Source organism: Methanoplanus sp. FWC-SCC4 (genome assembly GCF_032878975.1).
GTDB lineage: Archaea > Halobacteriota > Methanomicrobia > Methanomicrobiales > Methanomicrobiaceae > Methanochimaera > Methanochimaera problematica.
The window spans coordinates 606,905-628,291 of sequence record NZ_CP043875.1 but is presented as its reverse complement, the minus strand read 5'-3'; the positions used below and the strand labels follow the sequence as shown (position 1 = coordinate 628,291).

The window sequence follows — 21,387 nt, the reverse complement described above, 5'->3', positions numbered from 1 at the left end:
ATTTTTCTATAAATTAAGTGATTGGCATGAAAGTAAAAGGAATTATTAATGAAGAGAGGATAACCCTGCCGGAAATGCGTGAAGCACTTCTAAATGTCGAAGCCAAGCGCCTTGAGGCAGGAAAAGAGATGTCATACGAACTTCGCAGGAGCATCGAGCATGCCAATCACCTCTCCAAAACAAGCGCAGAGAAATCAAGAGCACTCGTTGAAAAATTAATTGCTCTTGATAAAATGAAACCTGATATCGCATTTAGAATTGCAAATGTCATGCCCAAAACAAGGGATGAACTTCGTGCAATCTATGCAAAAGAGCGTTTCACACTCTCAGGTGAGGAACTCGATGAGATCCTTGATCTTGTAATCGCTCACTTTTAAATCCGGGGGGGTTTCCTTATGAAAACTGACAAAAAAGAGTTCTATGCATTAATTGTAGATGTACTTCCAATGGGTCATGGCGACTCACGTCGCCCCCAGTTTAAAAAAGAACCTTTGGTCCAGGCCGTCGGTACTGATCAATTCAAGCTTCTTGAACTGATTCCCAAGGTTTCGGATCTTCAGGCAAATGACAGAGTTTACATAGGAGACAAAGAACGCGACAAAATCGAGAGAGTAAAACGTCGCATAGGTTACAATGATCTGACGCAAACAGCAAAGCTTGAATTACCATACGTTATTGAAAGCATTGTGATGGAAAATGAAAAAAAATATGTTGATTTCTTCAACAAGGCAGTTCCCATTACATCAAAACAGCACATGCTTCACCTTCTTCCCGGAATCGGCAAGAAGCTGCTATGGGAAATTCTTGAAGAGCGGAACAAAAAAGCATTTGAAACCTTCTCGGATATCAGCGAACGCATAAAGGCTATTCCGCACCCTGAACAGATGATCGTAAAAAGGATTCTTGAGGAAATTGAGGATCCCAATGTAAAATATCATTTATTTACATCAAAATGAGAGCTCCTCACGATCAGCATTTTCTTGCTGACAGTAATGCAGTTGAGAAAATTGCCGGTTTTACGGACGTAAATAATAAAAGGGTGCTGGAAATCGGCCCTGGGAGAGGAGTGCTTACTCGTGCTCTTTTAAAAAGAGGGGCAAAAGTGATTGCTGTTGAACTTGACAGCACACTTATCCCCTATCTTGAATCTGTTTTTGAAAAGGAGATCTCTTCAGGCAATCTTACAATAATAAATGGTGACGCAATTAAATGCAATATACCGCCATTTGAAAAGGTTGTTGCCAATCTTCCATATTCAGCATCATCTAAAATTACTTTCAGGCTTATTAAAACAGGCTTTGAAGAAGCAGTTTTAATGTACCAAAAGGAATTTGCACAACGGATGATAGCTCTTCCGGGAACATCCGACTGTGGTCGTCTCTCAATTATGGTTCAGACATACGCAAAAGTAATGCCACTTTTGGAATTAGGACCTGAGTCTTTTTCCCCCCCGCCTGAAGTTGATTCATGGGTTGTAAAAATCACTCCAAAAAAAGAACTTACATACCCCATAAAAGATCACAAATTATATGCCGATATAATCCGTGTGCTTTTTTCCAACAGAAGAAAGACAGTCAAAAAAGGACTTAAAAACTCATCATCGATTCTCGGAGAAGAAAGAATTAAAAATTTATTGTCCTGCCTTCCGGATGAAATACTTAAAAAAAGGCCTCAGGAACTAACATTAAAAGAATTTTCTGATATCTCAAACTGTGCTTAAATATTTGTATAATATATTGTTAATTCCCGTTACCATATCTGATTTTTTTTATTTAAAAGACAAAAGCAACTTCTTTTCCCTCAACGGCATCGATATATATCGTCCTTTCCTCAGGTCCCGATGCCATAACAATTTTATAAACCGGATAATAAACTGTGCTGAAATCAACAATTTCAGATGTTGACTCTGAAACCTTCAGTATCATTCTTATATCACTTTCATCTATGATTTTTTTCTCATATTTTTCCTTAAAGGGTCCTTTTCTAAAAGAAAAAGAAGGATATTTATTTTTGATTGAAGGGAAGGGATGAACTGTCAAAGGCACATATACAGGTTCATCAGATTCTCCAACAGTCTCCGATTCGGTTATAAGTTTTCTTTCTTCAAGGAGTTTTAGTGACTTTTCAACATCTGACTTTTCAAGTTTTATTTCAGCTTCAATCTGTGCAGACGTACATCCTTTAAAAGACATATTTTTAAGAATCATGAGTGAAGGTTCATCAAGATTCAGATATTCTGAAAATAGTGGTTTAAAACAAAGACCTCCGTTTATTTCAACCCCGTGCCCGTTTATTCCGTCAACAAGAAATTTAGCATCACGGGTTGTTTTCCTAAACAGTCCCCCTATATACCTCACTGAAACACACACAAGCGGTTTATAGATAAGATCTCCTGAAAGCAGTCTCTCTTCCGTTCCAAATCCAAATCTTTTTTTGCGTAATTTACCCGACGCAATTTCAAGTGCTTCTTCTCTTTCAATAAGAGGAATAACACCTTCTTCAGATTTTTTTCTGTCATCAACCGGCAGTGACATTTTTTTCTTTTTTGTAGCTTTCTTTACAGGAGTTTTAGATTTTGGTTTGGATTTTTCAGATACAGCAGCTTTCTCACCTGAATTTTCACTTTTAAATGGATTTTCTTTATCAGGTAAAACTTCAGATTCTGCTTCTTTATTATCTTCCTCTCCAGATATGTCAGGATCAGCAATCATTTCTCTTTCTTCAAGAAGCGGTGTCACACCCCTGTGTTTAGTTTCACGATTTCCAAATCTCATCTTGGTTTTTTCGTGAACAAGACTACCCATGACGAAAAAATCCCCCGGGTTTAGTGTTGTGAGTTCCTCTACTTCCTGTTTAGAACTAAAAAAAAGTCCTACTGCCTTTAGATCATTTTCAATAGAGAGTTTTCCGATTATCTGGCTGTTGCACTGTGATAAAACATTCTTCGTAACAATTGCAGGCCTCTGGGTTGCAACCATTAACCCAAGACCTCTTTTTCTCCCCCTTCGTGAAATTTCTTCTATCTTTTTTATTGAGTCCCTTGACTGAGGTATAAATTTGTCAGCCTCTTCCACTATCAAAAGATAGGGTTTCCTTTGATCTGTTGCAACATCATATATTGCATGGGCAAGTTTTGTAACCCTCGGAACCATGTCAACTTCAGAAACATCATATATTACAGGTCTGCTTTCTGCAACTGCCCTTTCCATCAGATGTCTGATATTGACCTTTTCAATGTCATAATCCATGGCGATGTCTTCACACTCGGAATCGCCACCTTCTGCCCCCACCCACCATATATTTTCAAATTTTTCCTTGAGTGAGTAATATTCCCCTTCTGTATCTATAAGGCAAAAACCGATATTATTTCGGCACATCTTTTCGCAAAGAACTGCAATGCTCCAGCTTTTTCCAGAACCGGACTGGGCAATAATGCAAGTCCTGCCGGTTACAAGTTCCTGTGCATCTACAGAAAAGTCACGCCCTCCGGCTTTACCTATTTTAAGCTGCATTATTTTTCCTATCTCGTTAATTAGGATTCAAAAGCTTTTAAGAATATTTATTCAGATAAAATGTGTGAAAATAAAATTCAATTCTTGGAATTTTGGGAATTTTTCTAAAAATGGTTAAATAGACGGATTATTCAATTTGATTATTCCAGGTTTCTAAGATATCATGGCCAATAAATCAAATGATAATATATTCATAACTCAATTATTGCCAGGGCCAAATTTCACCAGAAATGTTTTTATAAAATATACGTATAATGGACACTCCATGAAATATTCAAAAATTCTTATTATTTTGATTATTTTAGCGGCAACTATTTTTTCAGGATGTACGGATTCAAAGACACCGGCAACACCTACGCCTACACCCATAGATACTCAGATTACAACCGAAACAGCAACCCAAAAACCTGTAGAAGATATGGTTTATCGGATACAGGGGTTATGGATATTATCAAATTTTGAGGTTAACGAAAAAGATACATTATTGAAAACAGGAACAGAAATTACAACCAGATTTGATACTCAGGGAAATATATCCGGTTCTGCAGGTTGCAACAATTACTTTGGGAATTATCAAATCAGCGGCAGTTCAATTTCCATAGGTCCTCTGGGATCAACAATGATGTACTGCGAGGATATAATGGATCAGGAAACCTTATTCCTTCAGATGCTCCAGAACTCAGCTACAATTATGGCAGATGGAGACACCCTTACAATTAAAAACGATACAGCAAAAGAAAAACTCATTTTCCACAGATATAGCCCTCCAAAAATTGCAGGTACATGGCATCTCAGAAGTTATACGTCCAAAGGGGAAAATATGACTGTTGTTTCAGAAAGTCCTCTTACAGCTGTCTTTGGTTCCGATGGAAGTCTTTCAGGCTATGCAGGGTGCAATAACTACAATGGCAACTGGGAAGAAAAAGATGAGGTCCTGACTATCGGACCGCTCATTTCAACGAAAATGTACTGTGAGGATACAATGGAACAGGAAACATTATTCCTTGAGATACTTCAAAATTCAATGGAATATATGATTGAAGGAGATAAACTCACAATTAAAGACAAAGACGGAAACGAACTGATATTTTGGGCTGTTTACTATTAGTATTCAGAATTTCAAACAAAAAAATTTTTTTTCATTTTATTACCATCAGAAAAAAATCTAAACAAAAAGTGACAAAGGAATAACAGTGAATATGCAGGAATTCAGTGACCAGGTCTATCAGCCTGAAGAAGATACATACCTTCTTTTAAAAACCGCTCTAAGGGAAGTAAAATTAACCGACAGGATACTGGAAGTTGGAACGGGCAGCGGGCTGATTGCATCTGAAATGACAAAGATTTCTAAAAATACAATCGCAGTTGATATAAACCCTCATGCCTGCAAGTCTGCAAAAAAAAGGGGTGTTGAGATCATCAGATCAAATCTGATGACGTCATTTAAGGAAAATAAAACAGCATTTGATCTGATTTTATTCAATCCACCATACCTTCCTACAAAACCTGAAGAGAAAATTGATGACTGGCTAGAATATGCTCTTGATGGCGGTATAAACGGGAGAGAAACAATAGAAGAATTCGCAAAACAGCTTAACGGCATAATGTCAAAAACAGGACGCTGCCTTCTTTTAATATCATCATTAACAGGGCCCGATGAAGTTGCCATGATATTCTCAAGACTCGGATTCTTATCATTCATAGTAGCCGAAAAAAAGGTTGAGGATGAAAAACTCTACGTAATCAGAATAATAAATGACCTTTGCAGATTATAATAAAATGAATTCTGTATATCAAAACAGAACATCCGGTTTTTTAGAAATGTTTGAAATTAGGTTAATATGATTAACAAAAATTCAAGAATCCCCCTTTTTTTCAAAACAGGACTCAGAATTCTTAAATATAATTAATAACTTTATAAAGAATAGAGGTAATCTAAAATGGACGAAGTTATTGTAATGGAAGGGGATTTTACACCTATTAACTGGTGGGTTTTCCTTCTCCAGGGCCTTATTTCCATCATATTTGGTGGAATTGCACTTATTTGGGCACCTATTGTTGTAGATGTTTTTGCATATTTCATTGGCGCTTTAATTATACTGTACAGCATTTCAACCATAGTCAAAGGTATTGCTAACAAAGATAATACAAAATCAAAGATACTTTTGGTAATTCTTGGAATTGCAGGTGTTTTAATTGGAATACTTTCTGTAATGAACATAGGAATTATCTGGCTTACATTTGCAGTATTAATCGCAATGTGGGCATTTATTACTGGTTTTGGTGATCTCTGGTTAGGACTTACGGCAGAAACAGAGTCCGGAATATACAGGATACTCTTAGTACTTGCAGGAATTATTGCTATCATACTTGGAATACTTATGGTAATATTCCCACTCCTTGGAACTATTCTAATTGTTCAGGTAATTGGAGCCTTCATAATAGCAATGGGTATTGTAAGCATAATCACAGGTTTCTTTGTTCAGGGAAAACTCGAAGCCTGAAATTTTCCGGTATTCTCCGGATAAAAAATATTTATTTTTCAGGTTCTCTTAAAAAGTGAATCCAGTTTTGATTTTGAAAAATTAATCATAGTAGGCCGTCCGTGAGGACATGTATAAGGTGTTTCTGTTCTGGAAAGCTGATCCAAAAGCCTTTCCATCTGTTCATATGTCAAAACAGCACCAGCTTTTATCGCCGCACGGCAGGCAATGGTTGAGGATATCTTCTCTTTCTTATATTCAATCGACTTTCTGTTATCTTCCATTAAATCTGCAACAATATCCTTTATTATTTCAGTACCTACTCTCTTTCCCAAAATAAGAGGAACTGCTCTCACAGCAAAAGTATTTTTTCCAAACTCTTCAATAAAAAAGCCTTCTTCAATTATTGAGTCTATATTGGAAACCAAGACGGCAGCCTCATCAGTTCTTAATGTAAGCACAACCGGTACAAGAAGTTCCTGAGAATTTTTGCCGGTCTCGCGGATTTTAAGTACCTGATCATAAAGGATTCTCTCATGGGCAGCATGTTGATCAACTATTACAAGTTCCTCTCCATCACAAGTCTGCCTTCTGGCAAGAATGTAGGATGCATCGACCTGGCCCAGAGGCTTCATAGGGGGAATCTTATATTCACCAAAATTTTCTTCATCAAAATTTTCAGTAAGCCTTAACTGAGTATCGGTGGCAGAAAAACGCGGGTGATATGATTTCTCATCTTTCTGAAAATCAAGATTTAAAACTTCATTATTAACCTTATATTCCTTTGTTTTTGATTCAACACTAAACAGGGGCTTATCGTCTGAAAATGAAAGACTCTTCTGGTATGAAAAACTCTCAGCTGCAACCGGATTTTTTGAAGATAAAAGATCCCCTGATTCAAGAGTTTTTTTTACAAGTGCGGAGATTTCACCTTCAATCTCTTTTTCTCTTGAAAGCCTGACTTCCCGCTTTGTGGGGTGAACATTTACATCAACAATTTTTTTATCAAGAATGATATTCAAAAATGCCACAGGATACCTGTCTTTTGGAAGAAGTGTTCCATAACCTCTCTTAATTGCCCTTGAAAGAGAAACTGAGTTTACCGATCGGTTATTAATTGATATTATTATATCACGGCTGTTTGGAAGATTTTTGGAAGGAACAGCACAAAGACCTTCAACCTTCATATAAGGTGTCATACCTTTTACTTCAAGAAGCTGGTCTGCAATTTCACCTCCATAGATATATGCAACAGTCTCTTTAAGGTTGGATGTTCTTATTGTCGCAAGTTTTTCCTTCCCGTTATGATTAAGCTGAAAGGATATTCCGGGATTTGCAAGGGCAAGATTCTGAACAGCCTTGTGGACATGTGAAAATTCCGTCTGACGGGACTTTAAAAATTTCTTTCTTGCAGGGGTATTGAAAAACAGATTTTCTATAAGGATACTTGTCCCGTCCGGTGCGCCGATGTCACTTACATCAAGAACATCCCCTCCTTCGATGACAATTTTTGTACCGGGAGAAACGTCAATAGTCTGCATTTTTGTGATCATTGTTACTTTTGAAACACCTGCAATGCTTGCAAGAGCTTCTCCACGAAATCCCATTGTATGAAGCTTTAAGAGATCAGAAATGTCACTTAGTTTACTTGTTGCATGACGGGTAAATGACAAAACTGCTGAATCCCTGTCCATTCCTGTTCCGTCATCAACAACACGTATTCTGAAAATTCCTTTTGAATCTGAGCCGATGTCCACCTTTACTGACTTTGCACCGGCATCTATTGAATTCTCGACAAGCTCTTTTACAACAGACGCAGGCCTTTCAATTACTTCTCCTGCTGCTATCTTGTTTATTGTGGCCTCATCAAGTACATGAATTGTTTTAGCCTGTTTAATTTCTTTCAATTACTTAATCCCCCTCTAAATCATTTTTTAAACCGTAAAGAAATGTAAGAGCCTCACGGGGAGACATGGAATCAATATCAATTCCTTCTATCTTTTTAATTACAGGATCATCCCTTTTAGGTGGATCAACCGGTTTTGGTGAATCTATCAAAAGCATCTGGGTATAACGGGGTTGTTTTTTACCGTTTCCATCATTATATTGTTTATCCTGTTCTTCCTTCAGGATTAACTCAGACCTTTCAATTACTTTTTTAGGGATTCCTGCAAGTCTTGCAACGTGTATACCATAACTTTTATCGGTTGCTCCCGGAATGAGTTTTCTTAAAAATACAACATCATTACCGGTATCTTTTACCGCAAAATGGTAGTTCCTTGCTCTCTTCAGTTCAGTTTCAATGTCAACCATTTCATGGAAATGTGTTGCAAACAGAGTTCTTGGACCAGTTGCACCTTTACCGTGAAGAAATTCCAGTACAGATTTTGCAATGGAGTAACCGTCAAGAGTACTTGTTCCCCTTCCAATCTCATCCAATATTACGAGGCTTTTGTCTGTGACATTGTTGAGAATATTTGCAAGCTCAATCATCTCAACCATAAAAGTACTCTGACCACTTGCAAGGTCATCGAAAGCTCCGACACGGGTGAATATACGATCGACAATCCCTACAACCGCACTATCAGCAGGAACAAAACTTCCCATCTGCGACATAATACAAATAAGTGCAATCTCTCGCATGTAGGTGGACTTTCCCGCCATATTTGCACCGGTTATTATCAAAATCTGATTCCCGGAAGCATCAATATCTGCATCATTAGGCACAAAACTGTCTAAGAGACTTCTTTCAACAACGGGATGCCTGCCATTGCTGACCAGAAGTCTCTTTGAATTTTCGATAACGGGCCGTACATAATTCTGACTGTGGGCAATGTCACCCATATTTGCATATACATCAAGAAGACCGATGTTTCTTGCAGTCTTTTGAAGTATTTCCACCTGTTCTTTCAGTTTAAAAATGAGATCTTTAAATAAGTCATATTCAATAGCTAAAAGTTTCTCTTCGGCATTTGCAATTAAGGACTCTTTTTCCTGAAGTATTAGAAGAGTATATCGTTCACCGTTTGACATTGTCTGTTTTCGCTGATATTCAGGAGGAACAAGGTTTAAATTTGATTTTGTGACTTCTATGAAATATCCAAAAACTTTGTTATATCCGACTTTCAGTGATTTTATTCCGGTTCTTTCCCTTTCTCTTTGCTGAAAGTCCGCAATCCAGTCCTTCCCGGATGTTGCAATGTAACGGAGTTCATCAAGCCCTTCATCATAACCCTCACGAATTACTCCTCCGTTTTTTGCGAGAACCGGAGGATCGTCAACAATGGCACTTTCAATAAGGGCTGCAAAACTCTTCATTCCGTCAATTCCCATCAGCACGTCTGAGAGATTCTCAGGAATATTTAGCGTATCATCTGCCGAAAAAATAGATTTTATGAGGGGAATTTTCTCAAGTGAGTTTTTCAGTGTTACAAGATCACGGGGGCCTGCATTTCCATATGATATTCTTCCGGCAATTCTTTCAATATCAGAATATTTTTCAAGATATGACCTCAGATTGGAGCGAAGCAGAGGCTGGTTTACAAAAAATTCTACTGCATCAAGTCTTTTGTCAATATCTTCCTTTTCAATAAGAGGACCTGAAATAAATGATCTTAATATTCTGTTCCCCATGGGTGTCTTTGTTCCGTTTAAGACCCCGTACAATGAAGTGTCACTTCCACGGCTTCTTATGTTTTCCAAAACTTCAAGGTTCCTTAGTGTGATTGCATCAAGAACCATATTTTTTGAGGGGAGTTTTGTCGATAGAGTCCTGATATGATCAAGACCTGTCATCTGCGTTTCACAGGCATAAGACAGACAGGCACCGGCAGCGCGGACTGAATTATCCATTCCGATGCATCCATATCCTTCAAGTGAATTTACACCAAAATGATTTTTAAGACTTGATGATGCATAGTCTAAATCATATGCACTGTCCCTGAAAGTCGTTACAAGGACATTTTTGTTTTTGATATTTTCAATCAATTCATACGGACTGTTGGAAGGAACAATGCATTCGGAAGGATTATTCTTCGCAATTTCTGAATTCAGATCAACAAAACCACATCCCGCATCAGCTAAAGATATGAAAAATTCTCCGGTGGATATATCCAGAAATGAAATTCCATATTCTTTTCTTTTTTTGTCGTATATAACCGACATAAGATATGAAGGACCGTTTGTCCCCAGCATTTCAGAATCTATTACAGTTCCGGGTGTGATTACACGAACAACATCCCTCTTAACCACACCTTTTGCTTTCTTTGGATCTTCAACCTGGTCACATACCGCAACCCTGTAACCCTTTTTGACAAGTCTTGAGATATACAAATCTCCGGCATGAATGGGCACACCTGCAAGAGGCATTTTTTCGCCTTTTGAATCTCTTCCTCTTGAAGTAAGGGTTATGTCGAGTTCACGTGAAACAACCTCTGCGTCTTCTCCAAATGTTTCATAAAAATCACCCATCTGGAAAAAGAGAACAGTTCCCGGATAACGCTCTTTCATCTCGTAAAACTGCCGCATTGCGGGCGTGGGTCCTTTATTCATTTCTGTATTAACTATTTGTTACCCTAAGCAATATGGTTTTTTAAGAGTGCACATATTGAAAATTCTCAATAAACCAAATAATGCTATCAGGCTTTTTTAATGCAGATCTTTTTGGATAATCAGGTTCATGAAATTGGACTGCCACGCAACCACCGATCCATATAGCATCATACAGTTTATATGAATTATAAATTTAAATATTGACAATTAAAAAAAGAAAATTTCGATAATTAATAAAAATCCGGCTTCATTAAACAACAATTATTCAGCACAAGATTCTTCTAAAATTCCAAAAACCAAATTAAATAAAAGAAAGAAACAATCTGATAAATTCTCTATGATTTTTAAAGCAACCAATCCAAAGACAATTTTGTTGAGTATAAAATTAAACATAACAGCAGGATATTTTATTACAGCCCAATAGAACACATTAAAATATTCTGACAGTAAATTCACAATTTGCCATTGTCTTCCAAGGATTTTCGTAACTTTTGAAATACTGTAAAATAGACTGCCTTTATAGGATTAATACAGTTATGATATTTTTTAAAATGAGCAATTTTTTAGAGATTGTTAATGATATACACAACTTCCTTAGGAATTCACCCGGGCAGATTATATTTTCAAATATTACAATTATTCTTATAAAAATACTAGTTTTTCAAAAAATTTGTTTTAAGAGTGAAGAATACGCCCAATAAGTATTTCCAAATCCTACATAATAAATTGCTTTGATTCTGCTCATTGACTTAATTAAGAGGAATAATAATTATTGAATATCAATAATTTTACAAATGATTAAAGCAGCGGGTTTTGATGATAAATTATTGCATATATTGCAGATATTTACTAAAGTTTTTAAATCAGGTTATCTCCCCAACATGATTTCTAAAATAAATTACATTTACCAAATAAGAATAATGCACCCATATTTTTTTCATTTAATAGATTAAAGCAACCAGGCAGTATAACATATGTTTCTTATTTGAATATTTATGATACCCACCAAAATTAAATTAAAAAAATCTGCTTTAGTAGAAAAGTAACTGCATCCGGTTCTTCAGAAAAATTGTAAAAACATGAATCCAAAAAAAGTGAAAAGAAATTTGGGATGCCCGACACCGGCAGACTCTCCCATTATCACAATTAGCAAATCAAAAAAAATCCGAAAAGCATAATCTGCATCAATAGAAATTTTCCAAATTTTTTGCAAACCATATCAATCCCGAATTTTTTACATTCAGACCAGCCCATGAAACTTTTTGCGCAGAATGTATATTCTACGCAAAAGTTATTTAAATAGAGATATCAATAAAATAAGTATGCATGGAGCTTATTTTTCTGAATGGCAAAAACGCTTTAGTCACTACCTCAATATGAGAAATTATTCTCAAAGAACAATCCAGAGTTATGAAAATGTAATTCAGAAATTTGCTTATTATGTCTGGATCAAAAGAAATGTCGAAGAAGAAAAAATTTCAATGTACTGGTGTGATCTTTCACAGGCAAGAATGGACACAGAAATTGAAACTACCCCCATAATGATAAATGATTTTCTTCTATTTCTCTCATCCACAAGAAAATACAAACCAGCCACCCTGCAAAGGATTATCTCATCATTAAGCTCTTTTTACCGTTACTGCTACACACAGGAAATAATTGAAGTCAACCCCATGCTTGCAATAGACAGGCCCAAGATAAAGGAAAAAGAGCTAAAATACCTAAAACACAACCAGGTTATAAAACTCCTGAATTCAATTCAGGACAAAAGAGACAGACTGATTTTTCGGACAATATATTCAACAGGAGTCCGTGTTTCAGAACTCTGCTCAATAAATCTGGGAGATATTGACTATGAAGATCGTACGATAAGAGTTAAAGGAAAAGGAGGCAAAATCAGAACTGTTTTCATAGATGATGAAACATTAAAAGAGATCGATGAATTTACAGCCGGGGAAATAGAAGGACCTCTTTTCAAAGGGCAGCTGGGAAAGCATATATCTCCAAGAACAGTTCAGCATTTGTTCAAAAAATATGCACCTGATGGAATAACACCCCATAAAATAAGACACAGTTATGCCAGTGAACTATACAAAAGGTCAAAAAATCTCCGCGTCGTTCAGGAAAATCTGGGCCATAGTTCAATACAGACTACCGAAATTTATCTTCATACCGACCTTGATGAAAGAAAACAGGTTTACCAGCAATATTTCCCCCTGTCAGATAATAACAAAAATTAATTTAAAATCCATATTTTTGAGCAGGTTCAAAAATTATCAGATAAATATTAATTATTTTTAAAAGTGCCATATCAGCAATCTATGGCGTCATTCATTCTAATCCTACCGCGTATCCATTTTATCCCAATCATCAAAATACAGGCTCTTAATTAAGACCCATAATAGATGTTTTTTTCAAAAATAGTCCATAACATCACCATCTAAACAAAAAGAACAGCGCAGGCATATCATATCTCTTTTTTTATCAGCGTAAATTAGTAGCTTCATTCAAAGGAAAATAATATTATAATTCCTAAAAAAGAGATTTCAATTTAATTTTTTATGGAAATTATCCCAAATAGTGTTTTTCTTAATTAAAATCAAATTTTCAAAATTGACATATTAATTCTTCATAATAAAAATCTGTTTAAAACAAAAAAAATTTATTCATTTTCAAAATTTCAATAATCTGTCAAAATTTCATCCAAAAACGCAAGTTCCTACAATTTTTTTGTATATATTATCATATAATCATTAATTATCTCCACAGGATTTTTTGAGAGAAAATCTTAAATTTAAATCTATGAACAAAAATTACAGATTATGCCCACAGTTATCCCTGGTACATTCATGAATTATTTTAGACCCAGGTCAAAGAAATGTACTCATTAATATTTTAAATCTGCTTCTTTTTAAAATACAAATCCGTATTGGATTATAACGAATTTCCAGATGAAATTTAATTTTAACATCAGAAATCCAGATTTATGTTTTTAACAGGGAGAATTACTTACTTAAAAAATAATTATTCAATGCTAATTTCGGAAATTTAGATAAATAGGGGATTAGAATATTTTGTTTCAGTTGAAAAAATTTAAGAATTTAATATAGATAAATATTACAACACTTCCAGGATATTTTTCAAAAGATCAAAAGATATCCCATTATATTTTTAAAAGATTAACAATCTTCTTTTGATAAAATTTAATCTGAATTCCGCCAATTTATCTTTTGAATTATTTGGTTAAAGAATTTATATAATACTTTTATCAGAACTTAATCGACAATAATACGATTTTACGGATTAGATTGAATAGTTAAATAATTATCCGGTTTTCTATTTTTAATTCTTTGAAATTCTCCCACAGAGTTAATTTTTCAATAAATCTCTCATGCAAATATGAAAAATAAAATCCCTAACAATCAGTTTATCTAAATCCATACAAAAAAAATTGCGCCAATATTTTTCTCCAAGTTTCAAGCAGAACAACCAGTAAATTTTCTTAAATTTGAATGAATCGGGAATATTTCCTATATTATTTTTCGGATTGGACAAATTATCAGATGTCAGTAACTCATTTCATAAATTCTATAAACTATATGATGCTATATGTTAGATAAGAGGTTTTCAAGTATAATCTGAAATGGTTCCTTATGATTATAAATCAAAAATAACGGAATTGATTAATGGAAAATATCACTAATTCGCCCAATCTACCATATTAAAAAATATTGATGATTTATTTAACACAAATTTTTAATTGACAAAAAACGGAGGATTAAACAATACATGGATGAACCAAATGAAGAAACTGAAGAATATCAGGATCAGAATTTAGAAATTAAAGACACAGATCTTCCCATACAACAGGAAAACAATGATTCTGAAAATAAAACTAAAAGCGACAATCCAAATGAATCTTCAGCATCACCAAATACTCCAATAATTAAAGAAGAGGGACAAACCCACATCGTAGCACCACAGCCAAGACTTCTCACAAAAGAAGAAAAAGAAAGGATAAATAAATACAAGAAATTCAAAAAAGTCGACGGCGCTGCATACGAAAGGGTTAACAAATTTTTAAGAAAACACACCTACATAACAGCAAGAGAATGGGCAATTGCACGGCTCTGTGCCGACTTTACCACGAGAAGCGGATCTGAAATGACATTCATCGGAGAAAACCTGCCGGATTTAGTTCCTTTCATGACAGATACTTACACGCCACAGGCCGTTAATCAGGCAAGAAGCTCATTCAAGAAAAAAGTAAAAAAATCAGGGGCTTCTTTTTTTTACGGAGCACTATGTGGTTTCTTCACTGCCGATGAACTGGACGACATTCTTTTTGAATCAAGTGAAATTGCCAGATTTCTTCTGGAAGTCGAAGGTACATCAGTTGATATCGACGATGAAATAGACATCGAAGACAGAATTACTGAAATTATGCGAAGTGTTGCAGAAGCAGCCTCAATGCTCAGAAATACAAAAAATGACAAAAGTGAAGATGAAATCCAAAACCAGGAGACAATAATATGAAAATAATACACGTTGCAGGAACCTCAAATTCCGGAAAAACCCTGTTCATACACCAGCTTCTTGACAAAATGACGGTAATGTTTCCGGGAAAAGTTGGAGTAATAAAACATCTCGGTCACCACATTTATGATCAGGTTTCCGATAAAGATACATCCACACATTATGAACACGGAGCAGCATATGTTGCCGGGATTGATGCAGAAAAAGCAATGGTTGCTATACGTAACGGAAAATTATCAGACATGCTGGACTTCCTCTCAGACTCCGGAATGGAATATACAATCATTGAAGGATTTAAAACAGAAGGATTTAAGAAAATTATCAAAGGAGATCTTGAGGCAGAAAACTGCATCCTTCGTGACCCGGATGTTAATACAGTCATTAATTCCCTTGATAATTTTGATGATTATTTCACCATGCAGGGGATAATAAAAAATCTGAAAAACAACACTGACATTTCAAAAGCCGGGGCCATACTATCATTCAACGGAATTGTACGTGAAATCACCGGTGATGAAAAAACCGAATATATGGACTTTTATGATTACGAGAAAATTGACAATCTTGTAAATGAACTAAAAATTGATATGGAGAAAGTCCCCGGAATTTTAGGTGTCAGGTTCCATCATAACAAAGGAAGATTGTACGCAGGAGAAGATGTTACATATATAGCCGTAATTGCATCACACAGGCAGGAAGCATTTACTGCAATGATGAATGCAATTGATATTTTAAAAGAAAAACTTCATGATGCCGGAAAAGAACTTGTCTAAAAATAAAACCTGATGTCTCAATAATTTTTAAAATAAAAACCTAATCATAAAGTATTTTTTAATTGTTAACTTCTGCAGGACAATAATTTACCATTCATACTTTTTAGATCTCAATTATGGATAATTGATAATTTCATATTTTTAATATGCAAAAATCAGCCCCTTAAAGCAGAGGATGCTATAAGTTAGTTACAACATTTTGGGTAAATGAACAAAAACAAACAAAATATTTCTCCAATTAAACCAAACAATGATCAAGAGAAGATCTATACATGTCTGAAAAAATATTGAAAAAACAACTTTTCGGAACTAACGGTGTCAGGGGAGTAATTGGAAAAGATATGACCCCGCAGCTTGTAATGAATATCGGGCTCGCCTTAGGAACAATCAGAAAAGGTAAAATTGCAGTTGGAATGGACACACGTACATCAGGGCCTTCACTTAAAAGCGCTGTCAAAGCAGGAATCCTTGCAACAGGATGTGATGTTGTTGACCTCGGCATCCTTCCAACCCCTGCACTTCAGTATATAGTAAAAAATCATTTTGATGCAGGTGCAATGATCACAGCCTCTCATAACCCTCCGGAATATAATGGTGTTAAAGTGATCGACTCTGATGGAACGGAGATGGATGATGAGGAAACAATAAAACTTGAAACTGTTCTTTTCTCAGAAAAATTCGATATTAAATCATGGGAAGAAGCCGGAAACGAAGAATGCATCCCTGAAATGATTAACGAGTACATAGAAGCAGTAGCAAATTCATTTCCTAAAATAAACCATGATATTACAATAGCTGTAGATCCGGGATCAGGACCTGCATGCCTCACCACCCCACCAATACTTACAAAACTGGGATGCAGAGTTCATACCATAAACGGACGGCCCGACGGCACTTTCCCAGGAAGACTTCCGGAACCATCTCCCGAAGGCCTGAAAGGATTATCCGAACTTGTAATATCAACAGGCGCTGCTTTTGGTGTCGCTCATGACGGCGATGCTGACAGAGCCGTATTTGTTGATGACACAGGAGAATATCTCGAAGAAAACGAGGAATTCGCATTAATGCAAAAATATCTTTGCAGCAATGATTCAGAAGGAGTCATAGTAACTCCTGTCAGCACATCAAAAATTGTGGAGACTATCGCAGAATCTACAAACTGCCGGATAGTTTATACTAAAGTTGGAAGTATCTACGTTGCCAGAAAAATGCTTGAACTTTCAGGTAACGGAGAAAATGTTTTATTCGGAGGGGAAGGTAACGGAGGTCTGATTTTCCCCAGGCATCAGCACTGTCGTGACGGAGGGATGTCAGCAGCGGCAATGGTGGCATTATTATCAAAAGAGGGAAAAAAGCTATCAGAACTTAGAAAAGAGCTGCCTCCACGCCATATGTTAAGAGACAAAATTTTTACAGAAAATCCTGATAAGGTTACTGAGCTGGTTTCAAATGCATTTACTACAGAAAAACTTGATTTGACTGACGGCATCAGAATAAACAGAAAGGACTCATGGGCACTTTTACGGCCTTCAGGGACAGAACCATTCATGAGACTCTTTGTTGAAGCAAAAACAAAAGATGAAGCGGAAGAATTCAAAGCAATTATTTTTAAATCAATTCAATAATTTTTAAAAGCCATAAAAAATTTTGTTTATAAAAAATAAGAGTTAATCTTTCCTTTCAGATTTGTATATTCCTTTTAAGCTATCATCTGAAATCTATAAATTTTCAACGATTACCGGAATTTTGGATTATTTCATAATTAAAAAGATACTCAAGAGCATATCCGGCATACTGCCCGAAATTTACTCGGGCAATATCCCTTATCGCATCGTCAACCTTTTCATCATTTAGTTTCCCAAAATAATGGCCTTTAAGATAATTTTTGATAAAAATTTCACGGATATGCGCATCTACAGGGAAAGCCTCATATTTCTGAAAAGAAAATAAAAGAATCCATTCCGCCACCCTGTATTTAATGCCTTTAAATGAAGTAAGATAAAAAACAGCATTTTGATAAGACATCTTTTTTATTTTTTCTTCCCAGTCTGGATTATCACCCACTTTCTCTGCTGCAAATAGAATATTGTCAGCAAAATAACCAATGTTACAGGATTTTAAAGCAGAAAGACCGGCATCAGTGATTTCTTTTGGTCTGGGAAAAATACTATATTCTTTTCCTTCAAAAATGATTTTTTTTCCAATTTTATCGGAAATTCTTGTAATTCTGTCACACCTGCTTTTTGTCCGGATCCTGTTTACAGTCATCTGGAATATCATACACTCCCATGGATCCTGATTCACAAGCCTGAGACCCTTTCCAAAGTCACAGGCATCTTTCGCATAAGGATCCTGCTTAAGTTTTGAATAGACCGGATCCAGATCAAAGTCCAGGCAAAAATAATCTCTTATAAATTCTTCATCTGAGCCTATAAACAGGATTTTGTTTTCATCCTGCTTTATTTTCAAAACAGAATCACGTACAATGCCATACCACCAGCCATTTCCTTTATACCACCTTGGAGCCTGTCCACATGAAAGTGTTAAGTCCAGATTGAATGGCTGATCATCATTAAGTTCTATTGTGGTATGCTTTGCCATTAACTGATCTTTAGACCGTATAAGAATAAAATGTTGATCAATAAATCCATAAATAATAAACTGAAACCTCACTATTCATACTCAAATTTACACTTTACAAAAGTATTCTGTCAATTCTACATCTCGATCAAATTTAGTAATACTTATATTCAATAATGTCACACTTGATTTGTTGATAAATTATGCATATACCTGATGCTTTCATACCGCTTCCACAGGCAGCGGTTTACTGGTTAATAGCAATTGTTTTTATTGCACTTGCCCTTAAATGGGCCAGAAATGAATTAAGCGAAGAAAAAATACCATTGATAGCTGTTCTTGCAGCCGGAATTTTTGCAATTCAGGCATTCAACCTGCCAGTCGGAATGGGCACTTCAGGACATCTTGTAGGTGGAGCTCTTGCAGCGATAGTCCTCGGATCACCTTATGCCGCAGTTTTCGTATTATCCATAGTTCTGATCATTCAGGGAGTCATATTCGGTGACGGAGGCATTACAACAATGGGAGCCAACATCATTAATATGGGTGTAATCGGAGGTTTTGTCGGTTATTACACCTTCACCGGAGTCAAAAAAGTCATTGGAAACACATATGCATCGGCAGGAATTGCAGCATGGCTTGCATGTCTGATACCGGCACTTGCATGTGCAATTGAAATGTTTGTTGCAGGAACTTTCCCACTTGTAGAAGGACTTATTGCAATGGGACTCTATCATGCAATAATTGGAATCATAGAAGGTATACTCACAGCGGGAGGTATTTACCTGATAGCAACAGCAAGACCTGATCTAATCGAAACTGAGACATCAGGAGGTATAACTGCATGATTGACAATAAAACATTCATAGCTGCAGGAATTATTCTGGCAATTGTAATCGGGGTAGTCGCAGTATTCATGGCATCAGGGGATCCTGACGGTCTGGAAAGCACAGCCCTTGTTGTCCAGGGAGAAAAAACACTTACAGGCCTTTCACCTGAAGACGGCGATGCTGAAGCAATAGGAGAAGGTACATTTGAATATGAGGCACCACTGCCTGATTACTCAATGGAAGGCGCAGGAAAAGGCGGGGAAATCTTTTCACTGATAGTGGGTATTTTTGTTACATTCGCTCTGATTGGCGGTGTTACCTGGGCGATCACATCAAAACCATCAAAATCTTAAAAAACCTAACTTTTTTACATCATGCACCTAATTGAAACAAGAAACCTTACTCACACATATAATAAAACAATTGATGCACTAAAAGGTGTAGACTTTATCGCCGGAAGAAAACAGCGAATTGCAATCATCGGTGCAAACGGGGCGGGAAAAAGTACTCTTTTCAAACATTTTAATGGAATTTTAAAACCAACATCGGGAGATGTACTAATACACGGAGAGCCGATAACAAAGTCAAATATAAAAGAGGTCAGAAAATCAGTAGGAATAGTATTCCAAAACTCCGATGACCAGGTATTTTCCCCTACGGTTGAACAGGATGTGGCATTCGGCCCTACAAATCTTGGTCTGGATGAGCACACAATAGAACACAGAGTTAGTGAAGTACTAAAAATACTGGATGTCGAACATTTAAAAGACAGACCTCCACACCATTTAAGCGGAGGTGAGAAAAAAAGGGTAGCTATTGCAGGTGTTCTTGCAATGGAACCACAGGTTCTCGTTCTTGATGAACCAACCGCAGGACTTGATCCAAAAGGTGTACTGGATCTTACAAATTTTGTAAACCGTCTTCCTGAAGATTACGGTATGACAGTTATTTTTTCAACACACCATGTTGACCTTGTATCCGAAATCGCGGATTATGTCTATGTTATGGACGGCGGTCAGATTGTAGCAAAAGGTACTGTTGAAGATATTTTTGACCAGCAACAGCTTTTATCAGATCTTCGTCTTGATGTCCCTCCAATTCCTAAATTAATAAAAAAACTTAAAGACCAGAATGTTGACATAGAAATGGCCTATAAGTATGACGATGCAGAAAAATCGTTCCTGAAAGCTTTTGGAAAATTAAAATGATTGAAGAACTCTACTCAATTGAAAGACTGGCTCTTGAAAAAAGTATAATCCATGATCTTGATTCAAGGGTAAAAATAATTGTTTCTTTTGCTGCAATCATAGCAATGGTGGCATATCCTTACACATGGGACGTATGGATCCCTGGCGGACTGTTTTTTGCATTTTTTATTATAGCATGGATATTATCAGGCCTCTCTTTTATGACATACCTAAAAAGAGTATTTCTGATTCTTCCTTTTGGAATATTTATAATATTATTTCAGATATTCTTTGAAAACAGGCACTATGATGTTTTTACGCCGGTTGTTGATCTGCCACTGGGTATCCATATATATGCAGAATCAATGGAATTTGCAGCTATACTGCTGGTTAAATTCATTGTGTGTATTTCTTTTATCATCCTGCTTTCTTCGACCACAACAATGCAGGATATGCTCAAAGGTTCAAGAAGACTTGGACTCCCTTCTGAATTTGCACTGATCATAGGACTTATGATTCGTTATCTCTTTGTTTTTGCAGAAATATTTGGCAAGGTAAATAATGTGTTTGAGACAAGATGCTTCAATGCATTTGACAGGAGACTTCCACACAAATACAGGCTTAGAATACTTTCATTTGCAATTGGAACACTTTTTATCAGATCATATGAACAGGGAGAGAGAACCTACATTAGTATGCTTTGCAGAGGATACAGCAAAGATTCATTTCTTAACGTAAGCAAAAAGAGCCTGAAAAGAAATGATTTGCTCTTCCTTGCAACAGCAATGGTGTACATAATTGCAATACCGGTTTACGCCTATTTTATACTTTAAAATCATTACCACAATATTTTTTAAAATTAAAATTTAAAATCCGGTGCGATTTATCAGGGGGATTTAACCGTTATTAAGAAAATTTATATTAAAAATAATGAC

Annotated in this window: 18 protein-coding genes; 14 read left to right on the top strand and 4 right to left on the bottom strand. The window is 36.0% G+C overall.

From position 1 onward, the window contains the following. The first annotated feature begins 26 nt into the window (after positions 1–26). The 3 genes from F1737_RS03130 to rsmA are packed head-to-tail and all read left to right on the top strand — an operon-like array spanning position 27 to position 1,720. Positions 27–377: an RNA polymerase Rpb4 family protein gene (locus tag F1737_RS03130; RefSeq protein ID WP_317137327.1), complete on the top strand. Its 351-nt coding sequence runs from the start codon at positions 27–29 to the stop codon at positions 375–377. An 18-nt stretch (positions 378–395) separates the two neighbouring features. After that, positions 396–956 carry a DUF655 domain-containing protein gene (locus tag F1737_RS03125; protein ID WP_317137326.1) on the top strand — a complete coding sequence of 187 codons (561 nt, stop codon included), beginning with the start codon at positions 396–398 and terminating at the stop codon, positions 954–956. Next, positions 953–1,720: a 16S rRNA (adenine(1518)-N(6)/adenine(1519)-N(6))-dimethyltransferase RsmA gene (gene rsmA / locus F1737_RS03120; protein ID WP_317137325.1), complete on the top strand. Its 768-nt coding sequence runs from the start codon at positions 953–955 to the stop codon at positions 1,718–1,720. Before F1737_RS03125 ends, rsmA begins: the two co-directional genes overlap by 4 nt. A 52-nt stretch (positions 1,721–1,772) precedes the next feature. Here rsmA and F1737_RS03115 read toward each other — a convergent pair whose 3' ends face one another. Further along, a complete protein-coding gene (locus F1737_RS03115; protein WP_317137324.1) occupies positions 1,773–3,512 on the bottom strand; it encodes an ATP-binding protein in 1,740 nt (579 codons plus the stop codon). Between the two features lie 265 nt (positions 3,513–3,777). Here F1737_RS03115 and F1737_RS03110 point away from each other — a divergent pair, with 265 nt between their 5' ends. From F1737_RS03110 to F1737_RS03100, 3 genes are all read left to right on the top strand, one after another. After that, positions 3,778–4,620, top strand: a complete 843-nt coding sequence (locus F1737_RS03110; protein ID WP_317137323.1) for an META domain-containing protein — start codon at positions 3,778–3,780, stop codon at positions 4,618–4,620. A 91-nt stretch (positions 4,621–4,711) separates the two neighbouring features. Next, complete coding sequence (locus F1737_RS03105; RefSeq protein WP_317137322.1) at positions 4,712–5,287, top strand: HemK2/MTQ2 family protein methyltransferase; 576 nt, start codon at positions 4,712–4,714, stop codon at positions 5,285–5,287. A gap of 165 nt (positions 5,288–5,452) precedes the next feature. After that, entirely contained in the window at positions 5,453–6,016 is a 564-nt protein-coding gene (locus F1737_RS03100; protein ID WP_317137321.1) for an HdeD family acid-resistance protein, read from the top strand. A gap of 38 nt (positions 6,017–6,054) precedes the next feature. Here the strand turns inward: F1737_RS03100 and mutL are convergent, their stop codons facing one another. Together mutL and mutS are read right to left on the bottom strand one after the other, a co-directional pair. Next, positions 6,055–7,902 carry a DNA mismatch repair endonuclease MutL gene (gene mutL, locus F1737_RS03095; protein WP_317137320.1) on the bottom strand — a complete coding sequence of 616 codons (1,848 nt, stop codon included), beginning with the start codon at positions 7,900–7,902 and terminating at the stop codon, positions 6,055–6,057. 4 nt (positions 7,903–7,906) lie between these two features. Continuing rightward, positions 7,907–10,522, bottom strand: coding sequence for a DNA mismatch repair protein MutS (gene mutS / locus F1737_RS03090; RefSeq protein ID WP_317137860.1), 2,616 nt, complete (start codon positions 10,520–10,522; stop codon positions 7,907–7,909). A gap of 1,346 nt (positions 10,523–11,868) precedes the next feature. Here mutS and xerA point away from each other — a divergent pair. The 4 genes from xerA to glmM all read left to right on the top strand — a co-directional run bounded on the left by xerA (position 11,869) and on the right by glmM (position 17,480). Beyond that, positions 11,869–12,786 (top strand): site-specific tyrosine recombinase/integron integrase, encoded by a 918-nt coding sequence (gene xerA / locus F1737_RS03085; protein WP_317137319.1) that lies wholly within the window; start codon positions 11,869–11,871, stop codon positions 12,784–12,786. 1,549 nt (positions 12,787–14,335) lie between these two features. Further along, positions 14,336–15,082, top strand: coding sequence for a DUF5806 family protein (locus tag F1737_RS03080; protein WP_317137318.1), 747 nt, complete (start codon positions 14,336–14,338; stop codon positions 15,080–15,082). Next, on the top strand, positions 15,079–15,855 hold the full coding sequence (locus F1737_RS03075; protein ID WP_317137317.1) for a molybdopterin-guanine dinucleotide biosynthesis protein MobB: 777 nt from the start codon (positions 15,079–15,081) through the stop codon (positions 15,853–15,855). Before F1737_RS03080 ends, F1737_RS03075 begins: the two co-directional genes overlap by 4 nt. Before the next feature lie 272 nt (positions 15,856–16,127). Further along, complete coding sequence (gene glmM, locus F1737_RS03070) at positions 16,128–17,480, top strand: phosphoglucosamine mutase (protein ID WP_317137316.1); 1,353 nt, start codon at positions 16,128–16,130, stop codon at positions 17,478–17,480. 103 nt (positions 17,481–17,583) lie between these two features. Here the strand turns inward: glmM and F1737_RS03065 are convergent, their stop codons facing one another. Then, positions 17,584–18,456, bottom strand: a complete 873-nt coding sequence (locus F1737_RS03065) for a DNA-3-methyladenine glycosylase family protein (protein WP_317137315.1) — start codon at positions 18,454–18,456, stop codon at positions 17,584–17,586. 182 nt (positions 18,457–18,638) lie between these two features. Between F1737_RS03065 and cbiM the strand changes: the two genes are divergently transcribed. From cbiM to cbiQ, 4 genes are read left to right on the top strand one after another with little or no spacing between them, the layout of a single operon-like run. Then, complete coding sequence (gene cbiM, locus F1737_RS03060; RefSeq protein ID WP_317137314.1) at positions 18,639–19,283, top strand: cobalt transporter CbiM; 645 nt, start codon at positions 18,639–18,641, stop codon at positions 19,281–19,283. Beyond that, entirely contained in the window at positions 19,280–19,618 is a 339-nt protein-coding gene (locus F1737_RS03055) for a PDGLE domain-containing protein (protein WP_317137313.1), read from the top strand. Before cbiM ends, F1737_RS03055 begins: the two co-directional genes overlap by 4 nt. A 21-nt stretch (positions 19,619–19,639) precedes the next feature. Beyond that, positions 19,640–20,473 carry an ATP-binding cassette domain-containing protein gene (locus F1737_RS03050; protein ID WP_317137312.1) on the top strand — a complete coding sequence of 278 codons (834 nt, stop codon included), beginning with the start codon at positions 19,640–19,642 and terminating at the stop codon, positions 20,471–20,473. Further along, entirely contained in the window at positions 20,470–21,285 is an 816-nt protein-coding gene (gene cbiQ / locus F1737_RS03045; RefSeq protein WP_317137311.1) for a cobalt ECF transporter T component CbiQ, read from the top strand. Before F1737_RS03050 ends, cbiQ begins: the two co-directional genes overlap by 4 nt. The last annotated feature ends 102 nt before the right edge of the window (positions 21,286–21,387 follow it).